The sequence below is a fragment of the Ancalomicrobiaceae bacterium S20 genome, from assembly GCA_040269895.1.
Lineage (GTDB): Bacteria > Pseudomonadota > Alphaproteobacteria > Rhizobiales > Ancalomicrobiaceae > Methyloraptor > Methyloraptor flagellatus.
The window spans coordinates 1,633,222-1,656,394 of record CP158568.1; the positions used below are offsets into that span (position 1 = coordinate 1,633,222).

General features: G+C 68.3%; 22 protein-coding genes and 1 pseudogene. 11 read left to right on the top strand and 12 right to left on the bottom strand.

Annotated features, from left to right (window positions below):
* Positions 1–26: 26 nt before the first annotated feature.
* On the top strand, positions 27–584 hold the full coding sequence (locus ABS361_07615) for a GNAT family N-acetyltransferase (GenBank protein ID XBY46090.1): 558 nt from the start codon (positions 27–29) through the stop codon (positions 582–584).
* Between the two features lie 161 nt (positions 585–745).
* Here ABS361_07615 and ABS361_07620 read toward each other — a convergent pair whose 3' ends face one another.
* From ABS361_07620 to ABS361_07650, 7 genes and pseudogenes are all read right to left on the bottom strand, one after another.
* Positions 746–1,558, bottom strand: a complete 813-nt coding sequence (locus ABS361_07620) for an MBL fold metallo-hydrolase (GenBank protein ID XBY46091.1) — start codon at positions 1,556–1,558, stop codon at positions 746–748.
* Between the two features lie 75 nt (positions 1,559–1,633).
* Entirely contained in the window at positions 1,634–2,413 is a 780-nt protein-coding gene (locus tag ABS361_07625) for a TatD family hydrolase (protein XBY46092.1), read from the bottom strand.
* A gap of 161 nt (positions 2,414–2,574) precedes the next feature.
* Entirely contained in the window at positions 2,575–4,131 is a 1,557-nt protein-coding gene (metG, locus tag ABS361_07630; GenBank protein XBY46093.1) for a methionine--tRNA ligase, read from the bottom strand.
* Between the two features lie 84 nt (positions 4,132–4,215).
* The gene (locus ABS361_07635; GenBank protein ID XBY47008.1) at positions 4,216–4,740 is read right to left on the bottom strand and encodes a hypothetical protein; all 525 of its coding nucleotides are present in this window, start codon (positions 4,738–4,740) and stop codon (positions 4,216–4,218) included.
* A 67-nt stretch (positions 4,741–4,807) separates the two neighbouring features.
* Positions 4,808–5,365, bottom strand: a pseudogene (locus ABS361_07640) (hypothetical protein).
* A gap of 73 nt (positions 5,366–5,438) precedes the next feature.
* The gene (locus ABS361_07645) at positions 5,439–5,837 is read right to left on the bottom strand and encodes a DUF1801 domain-containing protein (protein XBY46094.1); all 399 of its coding nucleotides are present in this window, start codon (positions 5,835–5,837) and stop codon (positions 5,439–5,441) included.
* A gap of 42 nt (positions 5,838–5,879) precedes the next feature.
* Complete coding sequence (locus tag ABS361_07650) at positions 5,880–6,983, bottom strand: pyridoxal phosphate-dependent aminotransferase (GenBank protein XBY46095.1); 1,104 nt, start codon at positions 6,981–6,983, stop codon at positions 5,880–5,882.
* A gap of 194 nt (positions 6,984–7,177) precedes the next feature.
* Between ABS361_07650 and ABS361_07655 the strand changes: the two genes are divergently transcribed.
* From ABS361_07655 to ABS361_07675, 5 genes are all read left to right on the top strand, one after another.
* Positions 7,178–8,647: a deoxyribodipyrimidine photo-lyase gene (locus ABS361_07655; protein ID XBY46096.1), complete on the top strand. Its 1,470-nt coding sequence runs from the start codon at positions 7,178–7,180 to the stop codon at positions 8,645–8,647.
* Between the two features lie 64 nt (positions 8,648–8,711).
* Positions 8,712–10,019, top strand: a complete 1,308-nt coding sequence (locus tag ABS361_07660) for an FAD-dependent oxidoreductase (GenBank protein ID XBY46097.1) — start codon at positions 8,712–8,714, stop codon at positions 10,017–10,019.
* Complete coding sequence (locus ABS361_07665; GenBank protein ID XBY46098.1) at positions 10,016–10,930, top strand: DUF1365 domain-containing protein; 915 nt, start codon at positions 10,016–10,018, stop codon at positions 10,928–10,930. Before ABS361_07660 ends, ABS361_07665 begins: the two co-directional genes overlap by 4 nt.
* Positions 10,927–12,156: a cyclopropane-fatty-acyl-phospholipid synthase family protein gene (locus ABS361_07670; GenBank protein ID XBY46099.1), complete on the top strand. Its 1,230-nt coding sequence runs from the start codon at positions 10,927–10,929 to the stop codon at positions 12,154–12,156. Before ABS361_07665 ends, ABS361_07670 begins: the two co-directional genes overlap by 4 nt.
* A gap of 28 nt (positions 12,157–12,184) precedes the next feature.
* Positions 12,185–13,774: an MFS transporter gene (locus tag ABS361_07675; GenBank protein ID XBY46100.1), complete on the top strand. Its 1,590-nt coding sequence runs from the start codon at positions 12,185–12,187 to the stop codon at positions 13,772–13,774.
* A gap of 143 nt (positions 13,775–13,917) precedes the next feature.
* Here ABS361_07675 and ABS361_07680 read toward each other — a convergent pair whose 3' ends face one another.
* Positions 13,918–14,712, bottom strand: a complete 795-nt coding sequence (locus ABS361_07680; protein ID XBY46101.1) for an SDR family NAD(P)-dependent oxidoreductase — start codon at positions 14,710–14,712, stop codon at positions 13,918–13,920.
* A gap of 4 nt (positions 14,713–14,716) precedes the next feature.
* Positions 14,717–15,367, bottom strand: coding sequence for a ChrR family anti-sigma-E factor (locus ABS361_07685; GenBank protein XBY46102.1), 651 nt, complete (start codon positions 15,365–15,367; stop codon positions 14,717–14,719).
* Here ABS361_07685 and ABS361_07690 point away from each other — a divergent pair.
* The 5 genes from ABS361_07690 (at position 15,275) to ABS361_07710 (ending at position 20,653) form a co-directional block, all read left to right on the top strand.
* Entirely contained in the window at positions 15,275–15,628 is a 354-nt protein-coding gene (locus ABS361_07690) for a hypothetical protein (GenBank protein XBY47009.1), read from the top strand. The genes ABS361_07685 and ABS361_07690 overlap by 93 nt on opposite strands.
* 79 nt (positions 15,629–15,707) lie before the next feature.
* Complete coding sequence (locus tag ABS361_07695) at positions 15,708–16,751, top strand: cysteine synthase A (GenBank protein ID XBY46103.1); 1,044 nt, start codon at positions 15,708–15,710, stop codon at positions 16,749–16,751.
* A 50-nt stretch (positions 16,752–16,801) separates the two neighbouring features.
* On the top strand, positions 16,802–17,539 hold the full coding sequence (locus ABS361_07700; protein XBY46104.1) for an alanyl-tRNA editing protein: 738 nt from the start codon (positions 16,802–16,804) through the stop codon (positions 17,537–17,539).
* A 138-nt stretch (positions 17,540–17,677) separates the two neighbouring features.
* Positions 17,678–18,535 (top strand): 3-mercaptopyruvate sulfurtransferase, encoded by an 858-nt coding sequence (sseA, locus tag ABS361_07705; GenBank protein XBY46105.1) that lies wholly within the window; start codon positions 17,678–17,680, stop codon positions 18,533–18,535.
* Between the two features lie 249 nt (positions 18,536–18,784).
* Positions 18,785–20,653 (top strand): cation:proton antiporter, encoded by a 1,869-nt coding sequence (locus tag ABS361_07710; GenBank protein ID XBY46106.1) that lies wholly within the window; start codon positions 18,785–18,787, stop codon positions 20,651–20,653.
* 40 nt (positions 20,654–20,693) lie between these two features.
* Here the strand turns inward: ABS361_07710 and ABS361_07715 are convergent, their stop codons facing one another.
* The 3 genes from ABS361_07715 to ABS361_07725 are packed head-to-tail and all read right to left on the bottom strand — an operon-like array spanning position 20,694 to position 23,145.
* Positions 20,694–21,203: a DUF523 domain-containing protein gene (locus ABS361_07715; GenBank protein XBY46107.1), complete on the bottom strand. Its 510-nt coding sequence runs from the start codon at positions 21,201–21,203 to the stop codon at positions 20,694–20,696.
* Entirely contained in the window at positions 21,200–21,997 is a 798-nt protein-coding gene (locus ABS361_07720; protein XBY46108.1) for an amino acid ABC transporter ATP-binding protein, read from the bottom strand. The genes ABS361_07715 and ABS361_07720 overlap by 4 nt, the downstream gene beginning before the upstream one ends.
* 17 nt (positions 21,998–22,014) lie before the next feature.
* Positions 22,015–23,145, bottom strand: a complete 1,131-nt coding sequence (locus ABS361_07725; GenBank protein ID XBY46848.1) for an amino acid ABC transporter permease — start codon at positions 23,143–23,145, stop codon at positions 22,015–22,017.
* Between the last annotated feature and the right edge of the window lie 28 nt (positions 23,146–23,173).

Sequence of the window (23,173 nt, forward strand, 5' to 3'; positions counted from 1 at the left end):
CGTCTCGGCACGCTGGAACCACACTGATGTCGTCCGTCGCACCCGTCGATCTCCACATCGCGCCGGCCACGGCGGACGATCTGCCGACTATTGCCGAGATCCATGTGCGGTCATGGCAAGCGGCCTATCGAGAGCTGCTGCCGGCCGCCTATCTCGCCGGGCTCGATATCGCCGATCGGCTGGCGCGTTGGCGGATGGTCGTCGACCGGCATGGCCCGGACGACGCGCTCATGATCGCGACCACCGCGGTGGGTCCGGTCGGCTTCGTCAGCGCCGGCCGCGGTCGGCAGGCGCCGCGCACGGATCAGGGCGAGATCCATGCGATCTATCTTGTCGAGAACGCCTGGGGTCTGGGTGTCGGCCGCGCCTTGTTCGAGGTCTGCGCAAGACATTTTCGGGACCGTGGCTTCGCCCTTGCGCATCTGTGGGTGCTGGCGGACAACGCGCGGGCGATCCGGGCCTATCGTGCCTGGGGCGGCACGCTCGTGACCGACGATGCGATCGAGACGACCATCGCGGGTCGGACACTGCGGGAGTTTGCCGTCGAGTTCGACCTGGTGGACCCGGATCCAACTGCGAGCTGACATCCGATTATATACAGATATATCAGCTATGTTTTCGGCATTGGTGTGCCGCGTCGAACCCGGTCGGGCGTGGTTCGCGTGAGAAAAGACGTGTATAATATTGATATGTCAGTATAATCGACCTGATGGCGATGAGGGGGAGGCCCTTACCTCCGAACCCCTCAGTCCCGCACGCTGAACGTCAGGCCGTCATAGGCCGGTTCGACGCCGGGCGGCACGTAGGCCGCGAGTTTCTCGTAGTCGAGCTCGGTGTGCATGTGGGTCAGGATCGCGCGTTTCGGCGCCATGCGCGCGATCCAGCCGAGCGACTCGTCGACCGAGAAATGGCTCGCATGCGGCTTCCAGCGCAGTGCGTCGACGATCCAGACGTCGAGATCGCGCAGGTGGTCGAAGCTCTCTTCGGGGATGTCGCTGACGTCCGGCGAATAGGCGATGGCGCCGAAGCGGAAGCCGAGGCTGTCGATTTCGCCGTGGACCTGGCGATAGGGCATCGCCGTGATCGGACCGCCCTCGCCTTCGACCGTGACCGGCTCGCCCGGCCGGATGCGATGCTCGTTGAGGATCGGCGGATAGCTCGAACCCGGTGGGGTCGTGAAACAGTAATCGAACGCCTCGCGCACGCGCGCCGAGGTCGGCGCGTCGAGATAGACGTCGACGCGGCGGCGGCGATTGAGCACGAAGGCGCGCAGGTCGTCGATGCCGTGGATGTGGTCGGCGTGGGCGTGCGTGTAGAGCACGCCGTCGATCCAGTCGACGCCGGCGTCGAGCATCTGGTCGCGCAGATCCGGGCCGGTGTCGACCAGCACGCGCGTCATCCGGCCGGCCGCATCGGTCCTGGTCACGAGCAGAGCGGCCCGGCGGCGACGGTTCTTCGGGTTCGACGGATCGCAGGCCCCCCAGTCGTTGCCGATCCGGGGGACGCCGGGCGACGAGGCGCAGCCGAGAATTCGGAAGGTCAGCGTCGCGCCGGTCATATCGGGATCCGTGCCTCGTGGTTCGGGTGGCGTCGGTCGATTGTTCGGGTCTGGTGTTCGGGTCTGGCGTTCGGCTCAGGCCGGAACCTTCGAGAACAGCCGATGGAAATTCTCGGTGGTGATGCGCGCGATCTCGGCCTCCGAGACGCCGCGGACCTCGGCGAGCACCGCCGCGGTCTTGGCGACATAGGCCGGCTCGTTGCGCTTGCCGCGCCAGGGCGGCGGCGCGAGATAGGGCGCGTCTGTCTCGACCAGCAGACGATCGAGCGGGATCTCGCGCGCGATGGCGCGGATATCCTCGGAGTTTTTGAAGGTGAGAATCCCCGAGAACGATACGTAGAGACCGAGCTCGACGCCTTTCAGGGCCAGATCGCGGCCGGACGAGAAGCAGTGCAGCACGGCCGGGAAGGCGCCCTTCCCCGTCTCGTCCTCGAGGATCTCCGCGATGCGGGCATCGGCCTCGCGGGCATGGATCACGAGCGGCAGCTGCATGATCCGCGCGGCGGCGATGTGGGTCAGGAAGCCGGCTTCCTGAACGTCGCGTGGGCTCGATTCATAGTGATAGTCGAGGCCGGCCTCGCCGATGGCGACGCATTTCGGATGCTCGGCCAGACGGCAGAGATCGTCGACCGTGATCTCCGGCTCCTCGGCCGCATGCAGGCAATGCGTGCCGACCGAGCACCAGACGCTGTCATGGCGTTCGGCGATCGCGCGGATCTGATCGAAGCGCTTCACGCGGGTCGAGATCGTGACCATCTTGGCGACGCCGGCCGCATGCGCGCGCGCGACGACATCGTCGAGCTCGGCCACGAGGTCGGGAAAGTCGAGATGGCAGTGGCTGTCGACGAGGCTCATGGGGGGCTTGCTCGGTCGGGATCGGGGCGGAACGGCGTTCGGTCGAGATCGGCCGGTCTGACGCGGCGATCGCACGAGACGAACGCCCGCGCCGGGGAAAGGGTAGCAATCGGCGTGCCGCGAAAGGGTTGCGGGGCCTCTGAAGGCCCGCGCGAGCCCCCTCACCCGGCGGTCTCGTCCGCCGGTTCGACGTATTTCGGGAACACCGGGGTCGGCGCCGGCAGCGTGGTGCCGCCGGCGATGCGCGTCGACAGCGCCGCGAAGCTGCGCGCGGCTTCGGGCTGGCCGAGCAGGTCGAGCAGCTTCGCCGACGAGTCGGGCATCACCGGCTGGGTCAGGATCGCGACGATCCGGATCACCTCCGCCGTGACCCACAGGACCGTCTCCATGCGCGCGAAGTCGGTCTTGCGCAGCGCCCAGGGTTCCTGCGCGGTGAAATAGCGGTTCGCCTCCGCGACCACGGCCCAGATCGCCTCGAGCGCGCGGTGGATCTCCTGCGTCTCGAAAGCGGCGCGGGCGGTCGCGAGCAGCGCATCGGCCTGGGCGAGCAGCGCCTGATCCGCCTCGGCCAGCGGGCCCGGCGCGGCCAGCACGCCATTGCAATTCTTGGCGATCATCGACAGCGAGCGCTGCGCCAGATTGCCGAGGTCGTTGGCGAGATCGGCGTTCATGCGCGCCACGATCGCCTCGTGGCTGTAGCTGCCGTCCTGGCCGAACGGCACCTCGCGCAGGAAGAAGAAGCGCATCTGGTCGACGCCATAGGCGGCGGCGAGCGAGAACGGGTCGACGACGTTGCCGACCGACTTCGACATCTTCTCGCCCTTGTTGAAGATGAAGCCGTGGGCATAGACCCGCTTCGGCAGCGGCAGGTTCGCCGACATCAGGAACGCGGGCCAGTAGACGGCGTGGAACCGGACGATATCCTTGCCGATCACATGCAGGTCCGCCGGCCAGTATTTCTTGTACTTGTCCGAGGCCTCGTCCGGGAAGCCGGCGCCGGTGATATAATTGGTCAGCGCGTCGACCCAGACGTACATGACGTGCTTGGGATCGTTCGGCACCGGCACGCCCCAGTCGAAGGTCGTCCGGCTGATCGACAGGTCCTCGAGGCCGCCCTTCACGAAGCTGATCACCTCGTTGCGGCGCGTCGCCGGGCCGATGAACTCCGGATGCGCCTCGTAATGGGCGAGCAGGCGATCCTGATAGGCGGAGAGCCGGAAGAAGTAGGTCTCCTCGACCGTCCACTCGACCGGTGTGCCGGTCGTAATCGCGCGGCGCACCTCGTCGCTGCCGAGTTCGGTCTCGGCCTCGGCGTAGTAGGCCTCGTCGCGGACCGAATACCAGCCGGAGTAGGTCGACTTGTAGACGTCGCCGTTCGCCTCCATGCGGCGCCAGATCTCCTGCACCGAGGCGTAGTGCCGGGGTTCGGTGGTGCGGATGAAATCGTCGTAGGAGACTTGAAGAAGCGCGTCCATCTCCTTGAACACGCTGGAATTCCGAGTCGCGAGATCCGCGACGGACAGACCCTCCTTCGCCGCGGTCTGCAGCATCTTCAGGCCGTGCTCGTCGGTGCCGGTCAGGAACAGGACGTCGTAGCCGTCGAGGCGCTTGAAGCGGGCGAGCGCGTCGGTCGCGATCTTCTCGTAGGCGTGGCCGACGTGCGGACGGCCGTTCGGATAGTCGATGGCCGTGGTGATGAAATAGGTCGGCTTGGTCATTTCGCGTCCTCGGGGCCGGTTCGGGCGGCGGGGGCCGGCGGCGGTCCCGTCAGGGTTCAGATCGGGTTCAGGCCAAGGGATTACTCAATGATCGGCTGCTTCCGCAAGTCTGCGAAAGGCCGCGATCAGGGCTGCCTTGCGATCGAGGTTGAGCGCGTCGGCGGTGCCGAGCAGGCTGCGGATCGCCGACAGCGCTTCGGCGAGCGCGGCGGCGCGGCCGAGACGGCCGGTTTCGGCGGCCGCAGCCGCGCGGGCGGCAATCTGGTCGGTCAGGAAGTCGAGCGCGATCTCGAAGCGATCGTCGGCGCCGCGCTGGGTGACGAGATCGGCGAGCTGGTAGAGCGCCGCGACGTCGAGCTTCGGGATGCCGCGCGTCAGGCCCTCGATCATCCGCCAGAGCTTTGCGCCGTCGTTCTCGACCATCAGGATCGCGCGGCGGATCGAGCCGGCGGCGAGTTCGGCCGCGGTGACGGCGGTCGCGGGATCGTCGTCGTAGCCGAATTCGGCTAGCGCGCCGGAGACGACGCCGGCTTCGAGCGGGGCCATGTCGAGGCGGCGGCAGCGCGAGCGGATCGTCGGCAGGAGCCGGCCGGGCTGGTGGGCGACCACCAGGAACAGCGAGCGGCGGCGGCTCCTCGAGGATCTTTAGGAGCGCGTTGGCGGCGTTGGCGTTGAGATCGTCGGCCGGGTCGACGACGGCGATGCGCCAGCCGCCCTCGCCCGCCGTCGAGCCGAAGAAGCCGACGGTCCGCCGCACCTCGTCGACCGGCAGTTCGGTCTTGAAGCGCTTGGCCTTGTCGTCCCAGGGCCGGCGCAGGTGCAACAGGTCGATGTGGGCGCCGACCGCGACGCGGCGGGCGACCGGATGATCCGACGGCACCGCGAGGCTCGTGGCGCGCTGCACGTCGGGCGCGCGCGGATCGGGATGGGCGAGCACGAAGCGGGCGAAGCGGAAGGCGAGCGTCGCCTTGCCGATGCCCTTCGGGCCGCCGAGGATCCAGGCGTGATGGATGCGGCCCGAGCGATAGGCGTCGAGCAGCGCCGTTTCCGCCGCCGTCTGGCCGAGCAGGATTTCGCGCTCGCGCGGCAGCGGCAGGCCGTCGATCGCGTCGACTTCCGGTGCGGCTTCCAGGGCGGTGGCGGCGCGAGCCATGGGGGTCCTCGGTGTATCGGCGGCGGACGGCAGGGTGGCCCGGCCGCGATCGGTGGATTGCGAGTGCGGCGTACGAGGCATCGTACGGCCGCGGCGCCGATCGCGCTCCCCTTAGAGCATAGATCGAGCGCAATGGGCGAGGTTCGAGACGCGCCTAGCGTTTACCGCGGGCGGTGTTCAGCGCGATCGCGGCGCGGATCAGCGCCTTGAACGCCTCCTCGTCGATGGTTGCCGTCTCGGAAATATCGATGGCGCGGCGGGTGTTGCCGTCGAGACTTGCGTTGAACAGGCCGGCCGGATCGTCGAGCGAGGCCCCTTTGGCGAAGGTCAGCTTGACCACCGTCTTGTAGGTTTCGCCCGTGCAGACGATGCCGGCGTGGGACCAGACCGGCACGCCGCGCCACTTCCAGTCCTCGACGATGTCCGGGGCGGCCTCATGGATCAGGCGCCGCATCCGCGCGAGTGTCGCCCCGCGCCAGTCGTCGAGTTCGGCGATGCGGGCATCGATCAGCTCGGTGGGCGATTTCGCCGGGCCGGTTGGGTCTTCGGTCATGGTCGTCACCTCGTTCGCTGGTTCGGTCGGCCCGCGCGCGGCTCAGCCCGCGGCGGCGAGCGCTTCCGGCAGAACCTCGGCGAGGTAGTCGAGTTCCGCATCGAGCCCGCAGCCGATGCGGATGCAGCGGTCCTGCGGTGCGACGCCGGGCATGCGCACGAAGACGTCGCGCTCGACCAGCGCCGCCAATACCCTGCGGGCGTAGTCGCCGTCGCGACCGAGATCGACCGTGACGAAGTTGGTCGCGCTCGGCAGCGCCTGCAAACCGTTGTCGGCGGCGATGCGCGCGATGCGTTCGCGCGCGGCGCCGACCTTGCCCCGGATCCAGGTCAGATGGTCGGTATCCGCCAGCGCGGCAAGCGCGCCGGCCTGGCCGATCCGGTTGACGCCGAAGTGGTTGCGGATCTTGTCGAAGGACCGGACCAGTTCCGCCTCGCCGATCGCATAGCCGATGCGGATGCCGGCGAGGCCATAGGCCTTCGAAAACGTGCGGAACCGGAGCACGCGCGGATCCGCACAGTCGAGCCTCGGCGCCGTGCCTTCGGGCGCGAACTCGACATAGGCCTCGTCGAGCACGAGCAGCGTGCCCTCGGGGATCGCGGCGGCGAAGCGCTCGACTGTCTCCGCCGGCCACCACGAGCCCATCGGATTGTCGGGATTGGCGAAATAGACCATGGCCGGGCGTTCACGGCGCACGGCGTCGATGAGCGCGTCGGGGCTCTCGCGGTCGGCGACGTAGGGCACGGTGACGAGCCGGCCGCCGAAACCGGCAACATGAAAGTTGAAGGTCGGGTAGGCGCCGAGCGAGGTCACCACCGCCCTGCCCGGCTCGACCAGCAGCCGCACGGCGAGGCCGAGCAGGCCGTCGATGCCCTCGCCGACCACGACATTCTCGGGGCCGACGCCGTGGACGGCCGCGATCGCCTGCTTCAGGTCGTGATTTTCGGGATCGCCGTATTTCCAGGCCTCGCCCGCGGCGGCCGCCATCGCGGCGACGGCCGTCGGCGACGGTCCGAATCCGTTTTCGTTGGCGCCGATGCGCGCCTTGAACGGACGGCCACGCCGACGCTCCTGCGTCTCGGGGCCGACGAAGGGCACCGTCGACGGCAGGCTGTCGACGAGCGGCGTATAGGGCGGTCGAAGCATCGCGGGATCCGAAAGCGGGCATGGGCACGACGCGCGGCAGGAGCCGGCGCGCGGTCCGCCTTTCTGGCAGATCCGCACGGACTTTCACAAGCCATCCATTTTCCTGACGCCAAGGTCATGATGGAATTGATCCGCTGCGGAACGAGACGCGTAGACCATGCAGTTCCTCACGTCCGTCCAGGATCGTTCGACCGATGCCCGCCGACCCGTCCGTTCAGCACCGCTCCGCGATCGTCTGGTTCCGAGATGATCTGCGCGTCGCCGATCATCCGGCCCTGACGGCGGCGGTCGACAGCGGGCGGCCGGTCGTCTGTGTCTACTGCTTCGACCAGGTTTCGGCCGATGTCCGGCGGCTCGGTGCGGCGTCGCTCTGGTGGCTTCATCATGCGCTGGCGGCGCTTGACCAGGATCTCGCCGCGCTCGGCGCCCGGCTGGTGCTGCGGCGCGGACCGGCCGGCGACGCGATCCGCGCTCTGGTGCGCGAGGTCGATGCGGGCGCGGTCTACTGGAACCGGCGCTATGACGCGGCCGGGATCGCGATCGACAGCGCCCTCAAGACGGAGCTCAAGGCGGGCGGTTGCGAGGTGAAGAGCTTCCACGCCAACGTCCTCTACGAGCCGCAGGCGATCCGGACCCAGACCGGCGGACCGTTCCGCGTGTTCACGCCGTTCTGGCGGGCGGCGCGGGCGAGTGGCGTGCCGCGACGGCCGCTGCCGGCGCCGGTAGCGATCGCCGGGTTCGACGGGGCCGTCGCGTCCGACGCGCTGGAGGACTGGCGCCTGTTGCCGACGGCACCGGACTGGGCCGGCGGCCTGCGGGCGACGTGGACCCCGGGCGCCGCCGGAGCCCAGTCGCAGCTCGCGCGCTTCATCGCGGACGGGCTTCCGAACTATGCCGACGAACGCGACCGTCCGGACCTGCCGGCGACGTCGCGGCTGTCGCCGCACATGCGTTTCGGCGAGATCTCACCCTTCGAAGTCTGGCATGCGGTGGCACCGCTCGCCCTGACCGGCGACATCGGCCACGCGCATGTCGAAAAATTCCTCGCCGAAGTCGGCTGGCGCGAGTTCGCGCATCACCTGCTGCACCATTTCCCGGCGCTCGCGACCGAGAATTTCCAGCCGGCCTTCGATGCCTTCCCGTGGCGGGCCGACGAGGCCTTCGTCGCCGCCTGGCGCAAGGGCCTGACCGGCTATCCGATCATCGACGCCGGCATGCGCGAGCTGTGGGCGACCGGCTGGATGCACAACCGCGTCCGGATGATCGTCGCCTCGTTCCTGGTCAAGCATGGCTTACAAGACTGGCGCGCCGGCGAGGCCTGGTTCTGGGACACGCTGGTCGACGCCTGCCCGGCCAACAATGCCGCGAGCTGGCAATGGGTCGCCGGCTCGGGCGCGGATGCGGCGCCGTATTTCCGCATCTTCAATCCGGTGCTGCAGGCCGCGAAGTTCGACCCTGAAGGCGCCTACGTGCGCCGTTGGGTGCCCGAACTCGCGGATCTGCCGGCGAAATGGCTGCACGAGCCCTGGAAGGCGCCGCGCTCGGTGCTCGCCGCCGCCGGCGTCACGCTCGGCGCGACCTATCCCACCCCGATCATCGATCTCGACGCGGGCCGCGAGCGCGCGCTCGCCGCCTTTGCCACGCTCAAGGCGCATGCGGCCTGAAACCCGGCTGCGCCTCCCTCCGTATCTGCGCTCGTGACATCATAGAAGAAGGATTTCAGCACCCATGCGCATCGCCATCGTCGGAACCGGCATTTCGGGCAATGCGGCCGCCTGGGCCCTGAACGAGACGCACCAGATCACCGTCTACGAGAAGGAGGCGCGGCCGGGCGGCCACGCCCATACCGTCGAGATCGATTACGACGGCGCCCGGATCGCGGTCGATACCGGGTTCATCGTCTATAACGAGCTCAATTATCCGAACATGACGGCGCTGTTCGACCTGCTCGGGGTCGAGACGCAGGCGAGCGACATGAGTTTTGCCGTCTCGGTCGACGGCGGCCGGCGCGAGTGGAAGGGCGGAGAGCCGCTGCTCTCCGGCCTGTTCGCCATGAAGCGCTCGATCTTCTCGCCGACGCATTACTGGATGCTGCGCGAGATCATGCGCTTCAACAAGCTGGCGCTCGCCGAGCGCCGGGACGGGCTGATCGGCGAGCAGAGCCTCGGCGAATGGCTGGCGAAGCACGGCTTCAAGGGCCGCTTCGTGTCGGACTATATCCTGCCGATGGGCGCGGCGATCTGGTCGACGCCGGTCGAGGACATGCTGGCCTTCCCGGCGCGGTCGTTCATCACCTTCTTCGAGAACCACCGGCTCGTGCACATGGAGCGGCCGGTCTGGCGCACCGTGACGGGCGGCAGCCGGCGCTATGTCGAGAAGCTGATCGCGCCGTTCCGGCATCGCATCCGCTACGGCGCGGAGGTCGTGCATGTCGAGCGCCGCGACGGACTTGTGTTCGTCACCGATCGCTCGGGGACGACGGACGTCTATGACGCGATCATCCTCGCCTCGCACACGGACGAGACGCTCGCGATGCTCGGCGATGCGAGCGAAGCCGAGCGCTCGATCCTGTCGGCGATCCAGTATCGGCCCAATGTCGCGATCCTGCATCGCGACGCGAGCCTGATGCCGAAGCGGACCTCGGCCTGGGCGGCCTGGAACGTGCTGACCTTCCCGTCCATGCCCGCGCGGCCGAAGGACGTCGCCGTCACCTACTGGATGAACGCGTTGCAGGGTATCGATCGAGCGACGCCCTTGTTCGTGTCGCTGAACCCGCCCTTCGCGCCCAAGCCGGAGACGGTGTTCGCGCGGTTCTCCTACGATCACCCCCAGTATGATCAGGCAGCGATCGCCGCGCAGGCGCGGCTGCCGGCGATCCAGGGCGAGCGCAACACGTTCTTCTGCGGCGCCTGGACCAACTACGGCTTCCACGAGGATGGCCTTGCGTCCGGGCTCTCGGTCGCCGAGCGGCTCGGCGCGCGCATTCCGTGGCGGGCGCCGGTCGCCGCCGCGCCGCTGCTCGAGGCGGCGGAATGACCCTCTCGCGCGTCACCACGTTGGCGGACAACGGTCCGCCGCCGGACGATCCGGCCGTGCTCTACGACGGCACGGTGATGCATGCGCGCATGAAGCCGGTCGCGCATCGCTTCACCTACCGGATCTTCACGCTCGTCATCGATATCGACCGTCTCGCCGAAGCGGGACGGCTGTCGCCGCTGTTCTCGATCGGCCGCTTCAACCTGTTCTCGTTCTCCGAGGCCGATCACGGCGCGGCCGACGGCACGGCGCTCCGCCCCTGGGTCGAGCGTGCGCTCGGCGAAGCTGGGCTGCCGGCCCCTGCCCGCGTGCTGTTGCAGGCGACGCCGCGCGTGCTCGGGCGCGTGTTCGATCCGCTGTCGATCTTCTACTGCTACGACGATGCGGGCGCGCTCGCGGCGATGATCTACGAGGTTCGCAACACCTTCGGCGAGCGCCATGCCTATGTCGCCAAGGTCGAAGCGGGCGATATCGGCCCCGAGGGGCTCCGGCAGGAACGCGCGAAGCTCTTCTACGTTTCCCCGTTCGTGCCGATGGAGATGCGCTACCGGTTTCGCATCCTGCCGCCGGGCAAGACCCTGCGGGTCCGGATTCTCGAGACCGATGCGCAGGGGCCGCTGCTCGCGGCCACCTTCGTCGGTGCGTCTCATCCCTTGACGTCCCGCCGGCTGGTGGGAACATTCGTGAAGGTTCCATTCCTCGCTCTCAAGATCCTCGGCGCCATCCATTGGGAGGCGCTGAAGCTCTGGCTGAAAGGCGTGCCGTTCTTCACGCGACCGCCGGCGCCACCACCGGTCAGCGCGACCGACGGCACCGCTGCCCGTGCAACGGCCGGCGTGGGGAACCGGAACCCATCGGCAACTCCGGGTGCCGCTGCGCTGGCGCCCGTCTCAGAGGGGCACCCCGCATGACGACTGCGATCGAACTCACGCGTCAAAACGTTGCCACCCTGACCCGCGGCCTGCCGCGCTCGGCGCGGTTCGGGCTCAAGGTCGCGCTGGCGATCCGCAAGGGCGACCTCGTCATCGAACTGCCGACCGGCGAGCGCTTTCGCGTGCGCGGCGCCGAGGCGGGGCCGTCGGCCGAGGTGAAGCTGTTCAACTGGGGGCTCGTCTCTCGCGCGCTGCGCGCCGGCGATCTCGGCGTCCACGAGAGCTATCTCGCGGGCGAATGGACGAGCCCGGACGTGACGGCCTTCCTCGAGCTCTTCTGCGTCAACGACGAGATCCTGACGCGCGAACTCGCCGCCGGGCCGTTCGTGCGGATCTTCCTGCGGCTGAGGCATTGGCTGAACCGCAACTCGCGCTCCGGCTCGCGCCGCAACATCGCCGCGCACTACGATCTCGGCAACGACTTCTACCGGCTCTGGCTCGACCCCTCGATGACCTATTCCTCGGCCGTGTTTGAGCCGGGCGAGAAGGATCTGACCGCCGCGCAGATCGCCAAGTATCGCTCGCTCGCCGAGCGCACCGAGATCGGTGCCGGCGACCACGTGCTCGAGATCGGCTGCGGCTGGGGCGGCTTCGCCGAATTCGCCGCGCGGGAGCGCGGCGCGCGGGTTACGGGGCTGACGATCAGCCGCGAGCAATACGATTTTGCCCGCCGGCGGATCTTCGAGGCCGGGCTCGCCGATCGGGTCGACATCCGGTTTCAGGACTATCGCGAGGTCGAGGGCAGCTTCGACCGCATCGCCTCGATCGAGATGTTCGAGGCGGTGGGCGAGGAATATTGGCCGGTCTACTTCGATCGGATCGGCCGGGTGCTGAAGCCGGGCGGCCGGGCGGGCATCCAGGTCATCACGATCCAGGACCGGATCTTCCCCAATTACAAGCGCACGCCCGACTTCATCCAGCGCTACGTCTTCCCCGGAGGCATGCTGCCGACCCCGACCCACATGAGCGAGCTCGGGCATCGGTTCGGTCTGGCATTGACATCGGAGAAGGTGTTCGGGCAGGACTACGCCCGCACGCTGGCGGAGTGGCGCCAGCGCTTCCTCGACGCTTGGCCGCGCATCGTGCCGCTCGGCTTCGATGACCGGTTCAAGCGCCTGTGGGAGTACTATCTCCACTACTGCGAGGCCGGATTCCGGTCGGGCAACATCGACGTGAGACAGCTCGTCTACGTCAAGGGCGCCTGATGGGGCGCCTGGAGGATATTGGTTCGGCATGAGCGTTTCCACGACGTCCCCGGTCGAGGCCAAAGGGCCCAAGGCCAAAGGGGAACTGAGCCTCGCCCAGCTGGTCGCCTTCGCGCTGCCGGCGCTCCCGGTGGCAGCATTCCAGCTTCCGTTCGTGATCATCGTGCCGAAGTTCTACGCCGAGACCGTGGGGCTCAGCCTCACGGCGGTCGGCGTGATCATGTTCGTCGTGCGCCTGATCGATGCGGTGCTCGACCCGATCATCGGCTTCAAGGCCGACCATGTCCGCTCCCGCTGGGGCCGGCGCCGGACCGTGTTCCTCGGCGCGGCCATCCCGACCACCATCGGCGCGCTGATGGTGTTCAACCCGTTCCCCGCGGTGCCCGAGAGCGCGGCGTGGTTCTGGGGCCTGTGGTTCTTCGTCTGGAGCATGATGCTCTCGATCGGCTACACGGCGCTGTCGCTGTCGCACCAGAGCTGGGCGGCAGAATCGAGCCCGAGCTACCTCGGCCGCAACCGGATCTTCGCCGCGCGCGAGGTGATGGTGGTCGGCGGCACGCTGGTCGCGACCGGGCTGCCCTTCGTCCTGTCGCTGATGGGCTACAAGGGCGACGGTCCGGTGCTGATCTCGCTCTCGGTGCTGGTCGGCATCACGCTGCCGCTGTTCGCGATCCTGACCGTCTTCGTCGTGCCGGAGCCGCGCGACACGACGCAGCATCCGCTGAACTTCTGGGCCGGCCTCAGGGGTATGACCAGCAACAAGGCCTTCGTGCGCCTGCTGATCGCCTTCGCGCTGTCCTACATGGCGAACGGCGTGCCCGGCGCGCTGATCCTGTTCTTCGTGCGCGACTATCTGCACGGCAACGAGGAGACGCAGCGCCTCTTCCTGCTGCTCTACTTCCTGTTCGGCGTGCTCTCGACGCCGCTCTGGCTCTGGCTGTCGAAGAAGACGTCGAAGCACCGCGCCTGGTGCATCGCCATGCTGGTCGCCTGCGCGGCCTTCATCTGGCCGCCGTTCATCGGCCAGCATTTCGTCGGCGAGTGGAGCCTGTGGCTGTTCGGCGTGCTGATGCTGTTCACCGGCCTCGCCGTCGGCGCCGACCTCATGCTGCCGCCGTCGATGCAGGCCGACGTCATCGACGTCGACACCGCCAAGTCGGGCGAGCAGCACACCGGCTTCTATTTCGCGATCTGGGCGCTCGCGACCAAGGTCGCGCTGTCGGTGGCGCTCGGCCTCAGCCTCGCGATCCTCGCGGCCTTCGGCTTCAAGACCGAGAACCACGGCGCGGTCGATCCGGTCGCGCATCTGGAGCAGGTGCAGACGCCCGGTGCGTCCGATGCGCCGGTGCCGACAACCCGCGTGCCGGTCGACCCCGAGAAGAAGAAGACCGAGCAGCAGAAGCGCCACGAACGCGGCTCGGCCGAATCGAAGCCGGTCAAGCAGACGCCGATGGCGCTGTGGGCGCTGGCGATCCTCTATGCCTGGGTGCCGGTGGTGCTCAAGCTGATCGCGGTCGCCTTGATGTGGAACTTCCCGATCGACGCCAAGGAGCAGGCCCGCCTGCGTCGCGAGATCGACGAGCACCTGAAGGCCGAAGGTGGCGCGCCGGCGGCGTGAAGCCGCCTGTCCGAGGTGCCCGATAGACCCATGTGAACGGCCGGCGCCCTTGTGGCGCCGGTCTTTTTTGTGGCTCGATGATGGGGACCAACGACAGGCGCGCTCGTGCCGCCTTCAGGTGGCCCGCTTCCGGGCCCCCACTTTCAGGGGCGCTTGCCCCGCCATCCCGTCGCGCGGGCGACCAGCGGGAAATAGAGCCCGTAGGGCAGCATCCGGAGCAGCTTCAGCACGTAGGTGAAGCGCCGCGGGAAGGTGATCTCGAACCGGCCGCTCGCCAGACCTGTCGCGATCCGCGCGGCGGCGGTTTCGACCGGCACCAGACACGGCATGGGGAACGGGTTCTTGGCGGTCGCAGGCGTCTCGACGAAGCCGGGATGGACGATCTGGATCAGCACGTCGGCGCGGTCGAGATCGAACTTCAGCGACTCCGCCAGATTGGTCAGCCCCGCCTTGGTCGCGCCATAGGCGGCCGAGGTCGGCAGGCCGGAATAGCCGGCGACCGAGGAGACGATCGCGATCTGACCGCGCCGGCGCGCGACCATGCGCTCGATCAGCGGCGCGAGGCAATTGACCGTGCCGTCGAGGTTGACCGCGAAGGATTTCGTGAAACGCCCGATGTCGGGGGCGAGGCCGTCGACAGGCAGGTAGATGCCGGCGTTCAGCACGGCAAGCGCGATCGGGCCATGGCGGGCCTCGATCGCGGCGATCAGGTCCTGCGCCGCCGCGCGGTCGGTCACGTCGAGCACGGCCGGCACGATGCGAGTGCCGGCGCTTTGCGCTTCGGCTTCGAGCGCGGTGAGATCGTCGGCGCTACGGGCGCTCGCGACCACGGTGAAGCCCTGCGCGGCGAGCTTCAGCGCCAGCGCACGGCCGATGCCGGAGCTGGCGCCGGTCACCCAGGCGATGCCGTCCTTGGGGCCGACCGGCGTCGGGGCCATGGCGTCAGCGCATGAAGGCGTTGAAGAAGCGGGAGAACCGGCCGGTCAGCCGGATCGGCGCCTCGGTGACGGCGAAGCAGATGCAGTCGCGGCCCATCTCGGCGATCGGCGTGTGATCGATGTCGTCGTCCGCCACGGCCACGTCGCCGCGACCATAGCGCCCGGATTCGTCGGCGAAGGCGCCGTCGAGCACGAGGGTCAGTTCCAGGCCGGTGTGGGTGTGCGCCGGCAGCGGCTTGCCGGCGCGGATCGAATAGAGGATCGGGTTGAAGCCGTCGACCGTCGTGCCGCGATACTCGCGGATGCCCGGCAGCAGCGTGCGCCAGGGGATCGCGTCGAGTTCACGGCCGAGGAACCGCGACAACGCCTGCGGCATCGTGTGGCTGGCGATCGGTGCGCGCGGCCGGGGCGGCGCGATGCGCGCGGCCGGCCGCTCGGCCAGGATCGCAGCCAGCATGGCGTCCGGATCGCGCAGGCCGGCGGGCGGCAGGCGCTCGAGCTCGTTGCCGGCGAGAACCTCGAGGTCGGTCACGAACGACCGGTTCGCTCCGGAGATTTCCAGATGCGATTCGACCAGAACCCGAACGGGCTCGGGCAAGTCGCCGGCCACGTAGCCCGCGAGGATCTGATCGAATGCGCTGTTCACCTGTTTCATCCGCCGTTCTTCCGTCTGTCTCGGGGCGACCGGATTGCCTTATTTGCCTGGCGTAATACGGTCGGCCGCGGGACGCGGATCATCAGTATGACGGAGCAAAGGCCGAGGGAAGCACGTCGTCCGCAGAAAAACGTCGCGGTCATTCTCGTCCCAGGCAACAATGTCGGATCGGATCGCCGGACCGCTTTGGCCCGAGCCGGACAAATCCGTACCTCGATACCGGCATTCGGCGCAAATCCATACCTGAACATCGGCCGGTGAGCATGGTATTTCCGAAAGCCGTTGCGCGCGGCGGGGTTCGGGGTCTGCCTGCGCGGTTCGGTCGATTGGAGAGGGTCCCATGCACATCCGCAACGGCGTCGTCGAGGCGATCGGCAATACGCCGCTCATCCGCCTGAAGAAGGCCTCCGAGCTGACCGGCTGCGAGATTCTCGGCAAGGCGGAGTTCATGAACCCCGGCCAGTCGGTCAAGGACCGCGCCGCGCTCGCCATCATCGAGGATGCGGTCGCGCGCGGTGAGTTGCGGCCCGGCGGCGTCATCGTCGAGGGCACGGCCGGCAACACCGGCATCGGGCTCGCGCTCGTCGGCAACGCGCTCGGGTTCCGGACCGTGATCGTGATCCCGGAAACGCAGAGCCAGGAGAAGAAGGACATGCTCCGGCTCTGCGGCGCGGAGCTGATCGAGGTGCCGGCGGTCCCCTACAAGAACCCGAACAACTACGTGAAGCTCTCCGGGCGCCTCGCGGCGGAACTCGCCAAGACCGAGCCGAACGGCGCGATCTGGGCCAACCAGTTCGACAACGTCGCCAATCGCGCCGGCCACTACCGGACCACGGCGCCGGAGATCTGGGAGCAGACCGGCGGCAAGGTCGACGGTTTCGTCTGCGCGGTCGGCTCCGGCGGCACGCTCGGCGGCGTCAGCCTCGGGCTTAAGGAGAAGAGCCACGACGTGAAGATCGGCATCGCCGATCCGAAGGGGGCCGCGCTCTATGCCTGGTACACGCGCGGTGTGCTCGAGGCCGAAGGCTCGTCGATCACCGAGGGCATCGGCCAAGGCCGCGTCACCGCCAATCTCGAGGATGTCGCGGTCGATCTCGCCTGGCAGATCCCCGACGAGGAGGCGCTGCCGATCGTGTTCGACCTGCTGCAGGACGAAGGCCTGTGCCTCGGTGGCTCGTCCGGCGTCAACATCGCCGGCGCGATCCGCATGGCGCGCGAACTCGGCCCAGGCCATACGATCGTGACAATCCTCTGCGACTACGGCACGCGCTATCAGTCGAAGATGTTCAATCCCGACTTCCTGCGCGAGAAGAACCTGCCGGTTCCCGCTTGGCTCGCCGGCCCGAAACGCGATATCCCGGTGCCCTACCAGCCGGTCGGCTGACCGGAACGGAGCGCGATGCGGCCGTCCGGGGCGATGGGGAGTTCGATGCCGTGACCGAAGCGCTGTTCCGCGACGATCCCTACCTGAAGACGCTGGAGGCGACCGTCGTCGACCGGCGCGACGACGGCGCGCTCGTGTTTGACCGCACGCTGTTCTACGCCGTCGGCGGCGGTCAGCCGAGCGACATCGGTACGCTCGCCCGGGCCGACGGGACGACGATCCCGATCGTCTCGGCCGCCTATGGCGACGACGCCAAGGTGACGATCCTGCACCGTTCGGCCGACGGCGCGGCGCTGCCGGGGATCGGCGAGCGCGTCGTGCTGTCGCTCGACTGGGCGAGCCGCTACCGGCACATGCGCATGCACACCGCGCTGCATCTCCTGTCGGTCGCCCTGCCCTACGCCGTGACCGGCGGCTCGATCGGCGCGGCCGAGAGCCGGCTCGACTTCGACATTCCCGATCCGGATATCGACCGCGAGGCGATCGAGGCGGCCGTCAACGAGACGATCGCGGGCGATCATCCGGTGTCGTTCGAATGGATCACCGATGCCGAGCTCGACGCCAATCCGGGCCTCGTGAAAACACTGAGCGTGAAGCCGCCGCGCGGCAGCGGCCGGATCCGGCTGGTGCGCATCGGCCGCCCCGATGCGACCGTCGATCTGCAGCCCTGTGGCGGCACGCATGTGCGTTCGACGGCGGAAATCGGCCGGATCGCGATCACCAAGATCGAGAAGAAGGGCAAGATCAATCGCCGCGTGCGCATCGCACTCGTCGACGACGCCGTCTGAGCGCGGCGGGGCCGCGCCGCCGATGCGGGGCGGCCATGTGGCCGCGGGGCTGGTGGCACAGCGGCGGCTCGGGTTCCACTCAGCCGGTGCCGCGCCCGACAAGCGAGACCAGAACAAACTATCCCAGGAGGATGTCCGATGCCGTCGACCGATCGTTCCCGCTGGTTCGTCACGACCGAGTGGCTCGCGGAACACCTCTCCGCGCCCGATGTCGTGGTGGTCGACGCCTCCTGGTACATGCCGGCGATGAACCGTGACGGCCGGCAGGAATATCTCTCGGCGCATATTCCGGGCGCCGTGTTCTTCGATCTCGACGGCATCTCGGACCACAGCTCCGGCCTGCCGCACATGCTGCCGTCGCCCGAGCAGTTTTCCTCCGCGATGCGCAAGCTCGGCATCGGCGACGGCATGAAGGTCGTGATCTACGACGGGCTCGGCCTGTTCTCCGCGCCGCGGGTCTGGTGGACCTTCAAGGTGATGGGCGCGCGCGATGTCGTGCTGCTCGACGGCGGCCTGCCGAAGTGGCGTCGCGAAGGCCGTCCTCTCGAGGACGGTCCGGTCGCGCGTCCTCCGCGGCACTTCACGGCTCGGATGGATCATGGCCTCGTGCGCGACCTCGAAGACGTGCGCAAGGCCTCGGAAAGCGGCAGCGCGCTGATCGTCGATGCACGCGCGGGCGACCGGTTCCGCGGCGAGGTGCCGGAGCCGCGTGCCGGCCTGCGCTCGGGCCATATGCCGGGGTCGGTGAACGTGCCCCATTCGGAGATCGTCGCGGATGGGCGGCTCGCCGATCCGGCGACGGTTGCGGCGGTCTTCGCCAAGGCCGGCGTCAGCGGCGACAAGCCGATCATCACGAGCTGCGGCTCGGGCGTTTCGGCCGCGATCCTGTGGCTGGCGCTGGAGACGCTCGGACACACGCGCCTCGGCCTCTATGACGGTTCGTGGACCGAATGGGGCGGGCGCGAGGACACCACGGTGCTGACCGGGCCGGCGTGACGGAATTCTTCGTCAGATCCGCTCGGAAGCCCTTGTATTTCCGCGGCCTTCGGGCTTGACGCGCGGCGCTCGCTCCCCACATCCGGTCAAGGTGCCGGCGTGATCGCGTCTGCGCATCTGTGGTCGCGCTTCCTTCGGCTGAACCTAGCCGGCGCGGCTTTCCGGCCCTCGATTCGGGCCGATGCCTCGATCGGGTTCCGTCCGGTCGCCCAGACAACGGACGCCGACGTCCCGCACGAGGAGAGCCCCATGCCGCATGCGACGCCCCTGATCTCGACCATCGTGGCCGGTCTCGGGCTCGCATTCCTGCTCGGTGCTCTCGCGCATCGGCTGCGGCTGTCGCCGCTGGTCGGCTATCTGATCGCCGGCATTCTGGTTGGGCCGTATACGCCCGGCTATGTCGCCGACCAGAGCCTGGCGCCAGAGCTCGCCGAGATCGGCGTCATCCTCCTGATGTTCGGCGTCGGGCTGCATTTCTCGCTCAAGGATCTGTTGTCGGTCCGCGTGATCGCCGTGCCGGGCGCGCTCGCGCAGATCGGGTTCGCGACCGCGCTCGGCTGGGGCCTCGGCACGCTGATGGGCTGGTCGACCGGCGGCAGCCTCGTTTTCGGTCTGGCGCTGTCGGTCGCCTCGACCGTCGTGCTGCTCAAGGCGCTGCAGGAGCGCCGGATCGTCGACACCGGACGCGGGCGGATCGCGATTGGCTGGCTGATCGTCGAAGATCTGGCGATGGTGCTGGCGCTGGTGTTGATCCCGGCGGCGGCCAGCGTCGCGGGCGGCGAGCATGCCGCGCCGGATCCGCTGGCCGCGACGCTCTCCGACTGGCTCGGCTTCGATCCCGGCCTCTGGGGCATCATTGCGATCACCCTGCTGAAGGTCGCGGCCTTCGTCGGCTTCATGCTGGTGGTCGGTCGGCGCGTGATTCCGTGGGTGCTGCACCGGATCGCACACTCCGGCTCGCGCGAGCTGTTCCGGCTCGGCGTGCTCGCCATCGCGCTCGGCGTCGCCTACGGCGCTGCCAAGCTGTTCGGCGTCTCGTTTGCGCTCGGGGCGTTCTTCGCCGGCATGATCCTGTCCGAAAGCGAGCTCTCCCATCGCGCCGCGCAGGAGAGCCTGCCGCTGCGCGACGCCTTCGCGGTGCTGTTCTTCGTTTCGGTCGGCATGCTGTTCGATCCGGGCATCGTGCTCAAGAGCCCGCTGCCGCTGGTCGCGACCGTGGCGATCATCGTGCTCGGCAAGTCGATCGCGGCGTTCCTGATCGTGATCGCCTTCGGCCGCTCGGTCGGCGCGGCGGCGATGATCTCGGCCTCGCTCGCCCAGATCGGCGAATTCTCGTTCATTCTGGCCGATCTCGGCGTCGGCCTGAAGCTGCTGCCCGAGGAAGGCCGCGCGCTGATCCTCGCCGGCGCGATCATCTCGATCATCCTCAATCCGCTCGTGTTCCTGCTCGTCGAGCGCGTGACCCCGACATTGGAGGCGCGGCTGTTTCCCGGCCGTGCCCGCGAGGGCGCCGAGACCCTGCCGCCGGGCGCGACGGCCACGGGGGCGACGCTGACCGCGGCGGTATCCGCCTCGGCTCCGGTCGGCGAAGCGTCCGGCACCGAGCGGGTCGACCAGGTCGCCGGCACGGTCGTCGGGGACGCCCGGGCGCCCGAACCGACCACGCTCACCGGGCACACGGTGCTGGTCGGCTATGGCCGTGTCGGCGGGGTCGTCGGCGACGCGCTGCAGGGGCGTCAGGCGCCGCTGATCGTGATCGAGGATGCCGGCAAGCCGGTGCAGGCGCTGCGCGATGCCGGCATCGAGCTGATCGTCGGCAATGCCGCCTCGGACGAGGTGCTGGCGCTCGCCAATCTCGCGGCGGCCAAGAGCCTCGTCGTCGCGATCCCGGAGTCCTTCGAGGCCGGTCAGGTGGTCGAGAAGGCACGCAAGGCCAATCCGGCGCTGCTGATCGTCGCCCGCGCTCACTCCGACGCCGAGGTCGACTATCTGACCAAGCGCGGCGCCGACACTGTCATCATGGGCGAACGCGAGATCGCGCTGGCGATGCTGAACCGGCTCGACGGCGGTGCGGTCTCGCAGCGGGCCGCAGGCACGCCTGAGGCCGGCGCGGCTTGAGGGCGGTTCTGGTCGGAAGACCGGCAGTGGGTGATCGCGGTCAGCGCCCCAGCGCCGCCAGGCGCGCGTCGAGCGCGTCGATCTCGGCGGGCGCATAGACCTCGATGCCGTTCCGGCGCAGGAGCGCCGTCGTGACACCCGCGCCCGGCTGGCGGCGTCCGGAAAAGCTGCCGTCGTAGATGAAGCCGCTGCCGCAGGACGGACTGCCATCGATCAGCAGGGCAAAGTGGCAATCGTGCTTACGAGCGAGCGCCAACGCGGCCTCCGCACCGGCGACGAACAGCGCGGTCACGTCCGCCCCGCCGATCTCGCGCACGGCCGCGCGGCCGTCGAGCACACCGGCACCTTCGACTTGGTCCGTGGCAGTCGCCGCGATCTCGGCCGGCGGGCGCGGGATCGCGAAGCCGGCGGTGACTTCCGGGCAGATCGACACGATCCGCCCCTCCTCGTGCCACCGCGCCAGCGTCGGGTGACGGAGCGGCTTCGCCGCCCCGTCGTAGCGCACCGCCTGCCCGAGCAGGCAGGCGCTGACCAGGATCTTCTCGCTCAATGCAGGATCTGGCTCAGGAACAGCCGCGTGCGCTCGTGCTGCGGGTTTTTGAAGAACTCGTTCGGCTCGTTCATCTCGATGATCTGGCCGGCGTCCATGAAGATGACCCGGTTCGCCACCTGCCGGGCGAAGCCCATCTCGTGGGTCACGCAAAGCATGGTCATGCCGGACTCGGCGAGCCCGATCATGACCTCGAGCACCTCCTTGACCATTTCCGGATCGAGCGCCGAGGTCGGCTCGTCGAACAGCATGATCTTCGGGTTCATGCACAGCGAACGCGCGATCGCCACGCGCTGCTGCTGACCGCCGGAGAGCTGGCCGGGGTACTTGTTGGCCTGTTCGGGAATGCGGACGCGCTTCAGATACTGCATCGCGATCTCTTCGGCGTCCTTCTTGGGCATCTTCTTGACCCAGATGGGCGCCAGCGTGCAGTTCTCGAGGATGGTCAGGTGCGGGAACAGGTTGAAGTGCTGGAACACCATGCCGACCTCGCGGCGCACCTCGTCGATGCGCTTCAGGTCGTTGGTCAGTTCCGTGCCGTCCACGACGATCTGACCGGCCTGATGCTCTTCCAGGCGATTGATGCAGCGGATCATCGTCGATTTGCCGGAGCCCGAGGGGCCGCAGATCACGATGCGCTCGCCCTTGCGGACGGTCAGATTGACGTCCTTCAGCACGTGGAACTCGCCGTACCACTTGTTGACGCCGGTCAGTGAGACCGCGACTTCCTTGCTCACGTGCATCTTCGAGCGGTCGGCGTGGAGCTCGTTCGCGTCGATGGTGTTGTCGATCATGGGAGGAACTCCGGGACTCAACGTTTGTGGCCGGTATTGAGGCGACGCTCCATCCATTGGGAGTAGCGGCTCATACCGAAGCAGAAGACGAAGAAGGTGAGCGCGGCGACCAGATAGCCAGTCGTCACCGTCGAGGGCGCGAACCAGTTCGGATCGGTGCGGCTCGACTGGATCATGCCGAGCAGGTCGAAGATCGAGACGATCAGCACCAGCGTCGTGTCCTTGAACAGCGAGATGAAGCTGTTGACGATGCCGGGGATCACCAGCTTCAGCGCCTGGGGCATGACGACGAGGCCCATCATCTTCCAGTAGCTGAGGCCGAGCGCCATGGCGCCCTCGTACTGGCCCTTCGGGATCGCCTGCAGGCCGCCGCGAATGACCTCCGCGAGGTAGGCCGCGGTGAACAGCGACACGCCGACCAGCGGCCGCACCAGCTTATCGACCTCGACGCCCTGCGGCATGAACAGGGGCAGCATGTTCGAGGCCATGAACAGCACGGTGATCAGCGGCACGCCGCGCCAGAACTCGATGAAGATGATCGAGAGCAGGCGGATCACCGGCAGCTTCGAGCGCCGGCCGAGCGCGAGCAGCACGCCGAGCGGCAGCGAGGCGACGATGCCGGTCACGGCGACGATCAGGGTGACGAGCAGGCCGCCCCACAGCGTCGTCTCGACGTGGACGAGGCCGAAGCCGCCCGAGAGCAGGATCGTCGCGACCACCGGGAACACCAGGAAGAACAGGATGGCGTTCAGACGCTTGAACGGCACCTTCGGGATCATCAGCGGCACCAGCAGCACCGCGAAGAGCGCGAAGACCAGCGTCGGGCGCCAGCGCTCGATCTCGGGATATCGCCCGAACACGAACTGCTTCCAATAGGCCTGGACATAGGGCCAGCAGGCCCCTGCCCCGGGCTTGCGGCACGCCTCGCCGCTCGTGCCGGTCCAGATGGCGCGGAGAATCGCGAAATCGACCAGCGTCCACACGACCCAGGCGAACAGCGCCGCGCCGATCACCGTCAGCACCGTGTCGAGCGGGGTCGCAAACAGGTTCTTGCGCATCCAGGCGACCGGGCCGACCACCGAGCGCGGCGGCGGGCTCGCCTGGAGCATCTCGCGGCGCACGAAACCCAGCAGGGCGTCGGAGCGCATCGGGCCGGTCGGTTGCGTCGGGCCGGTC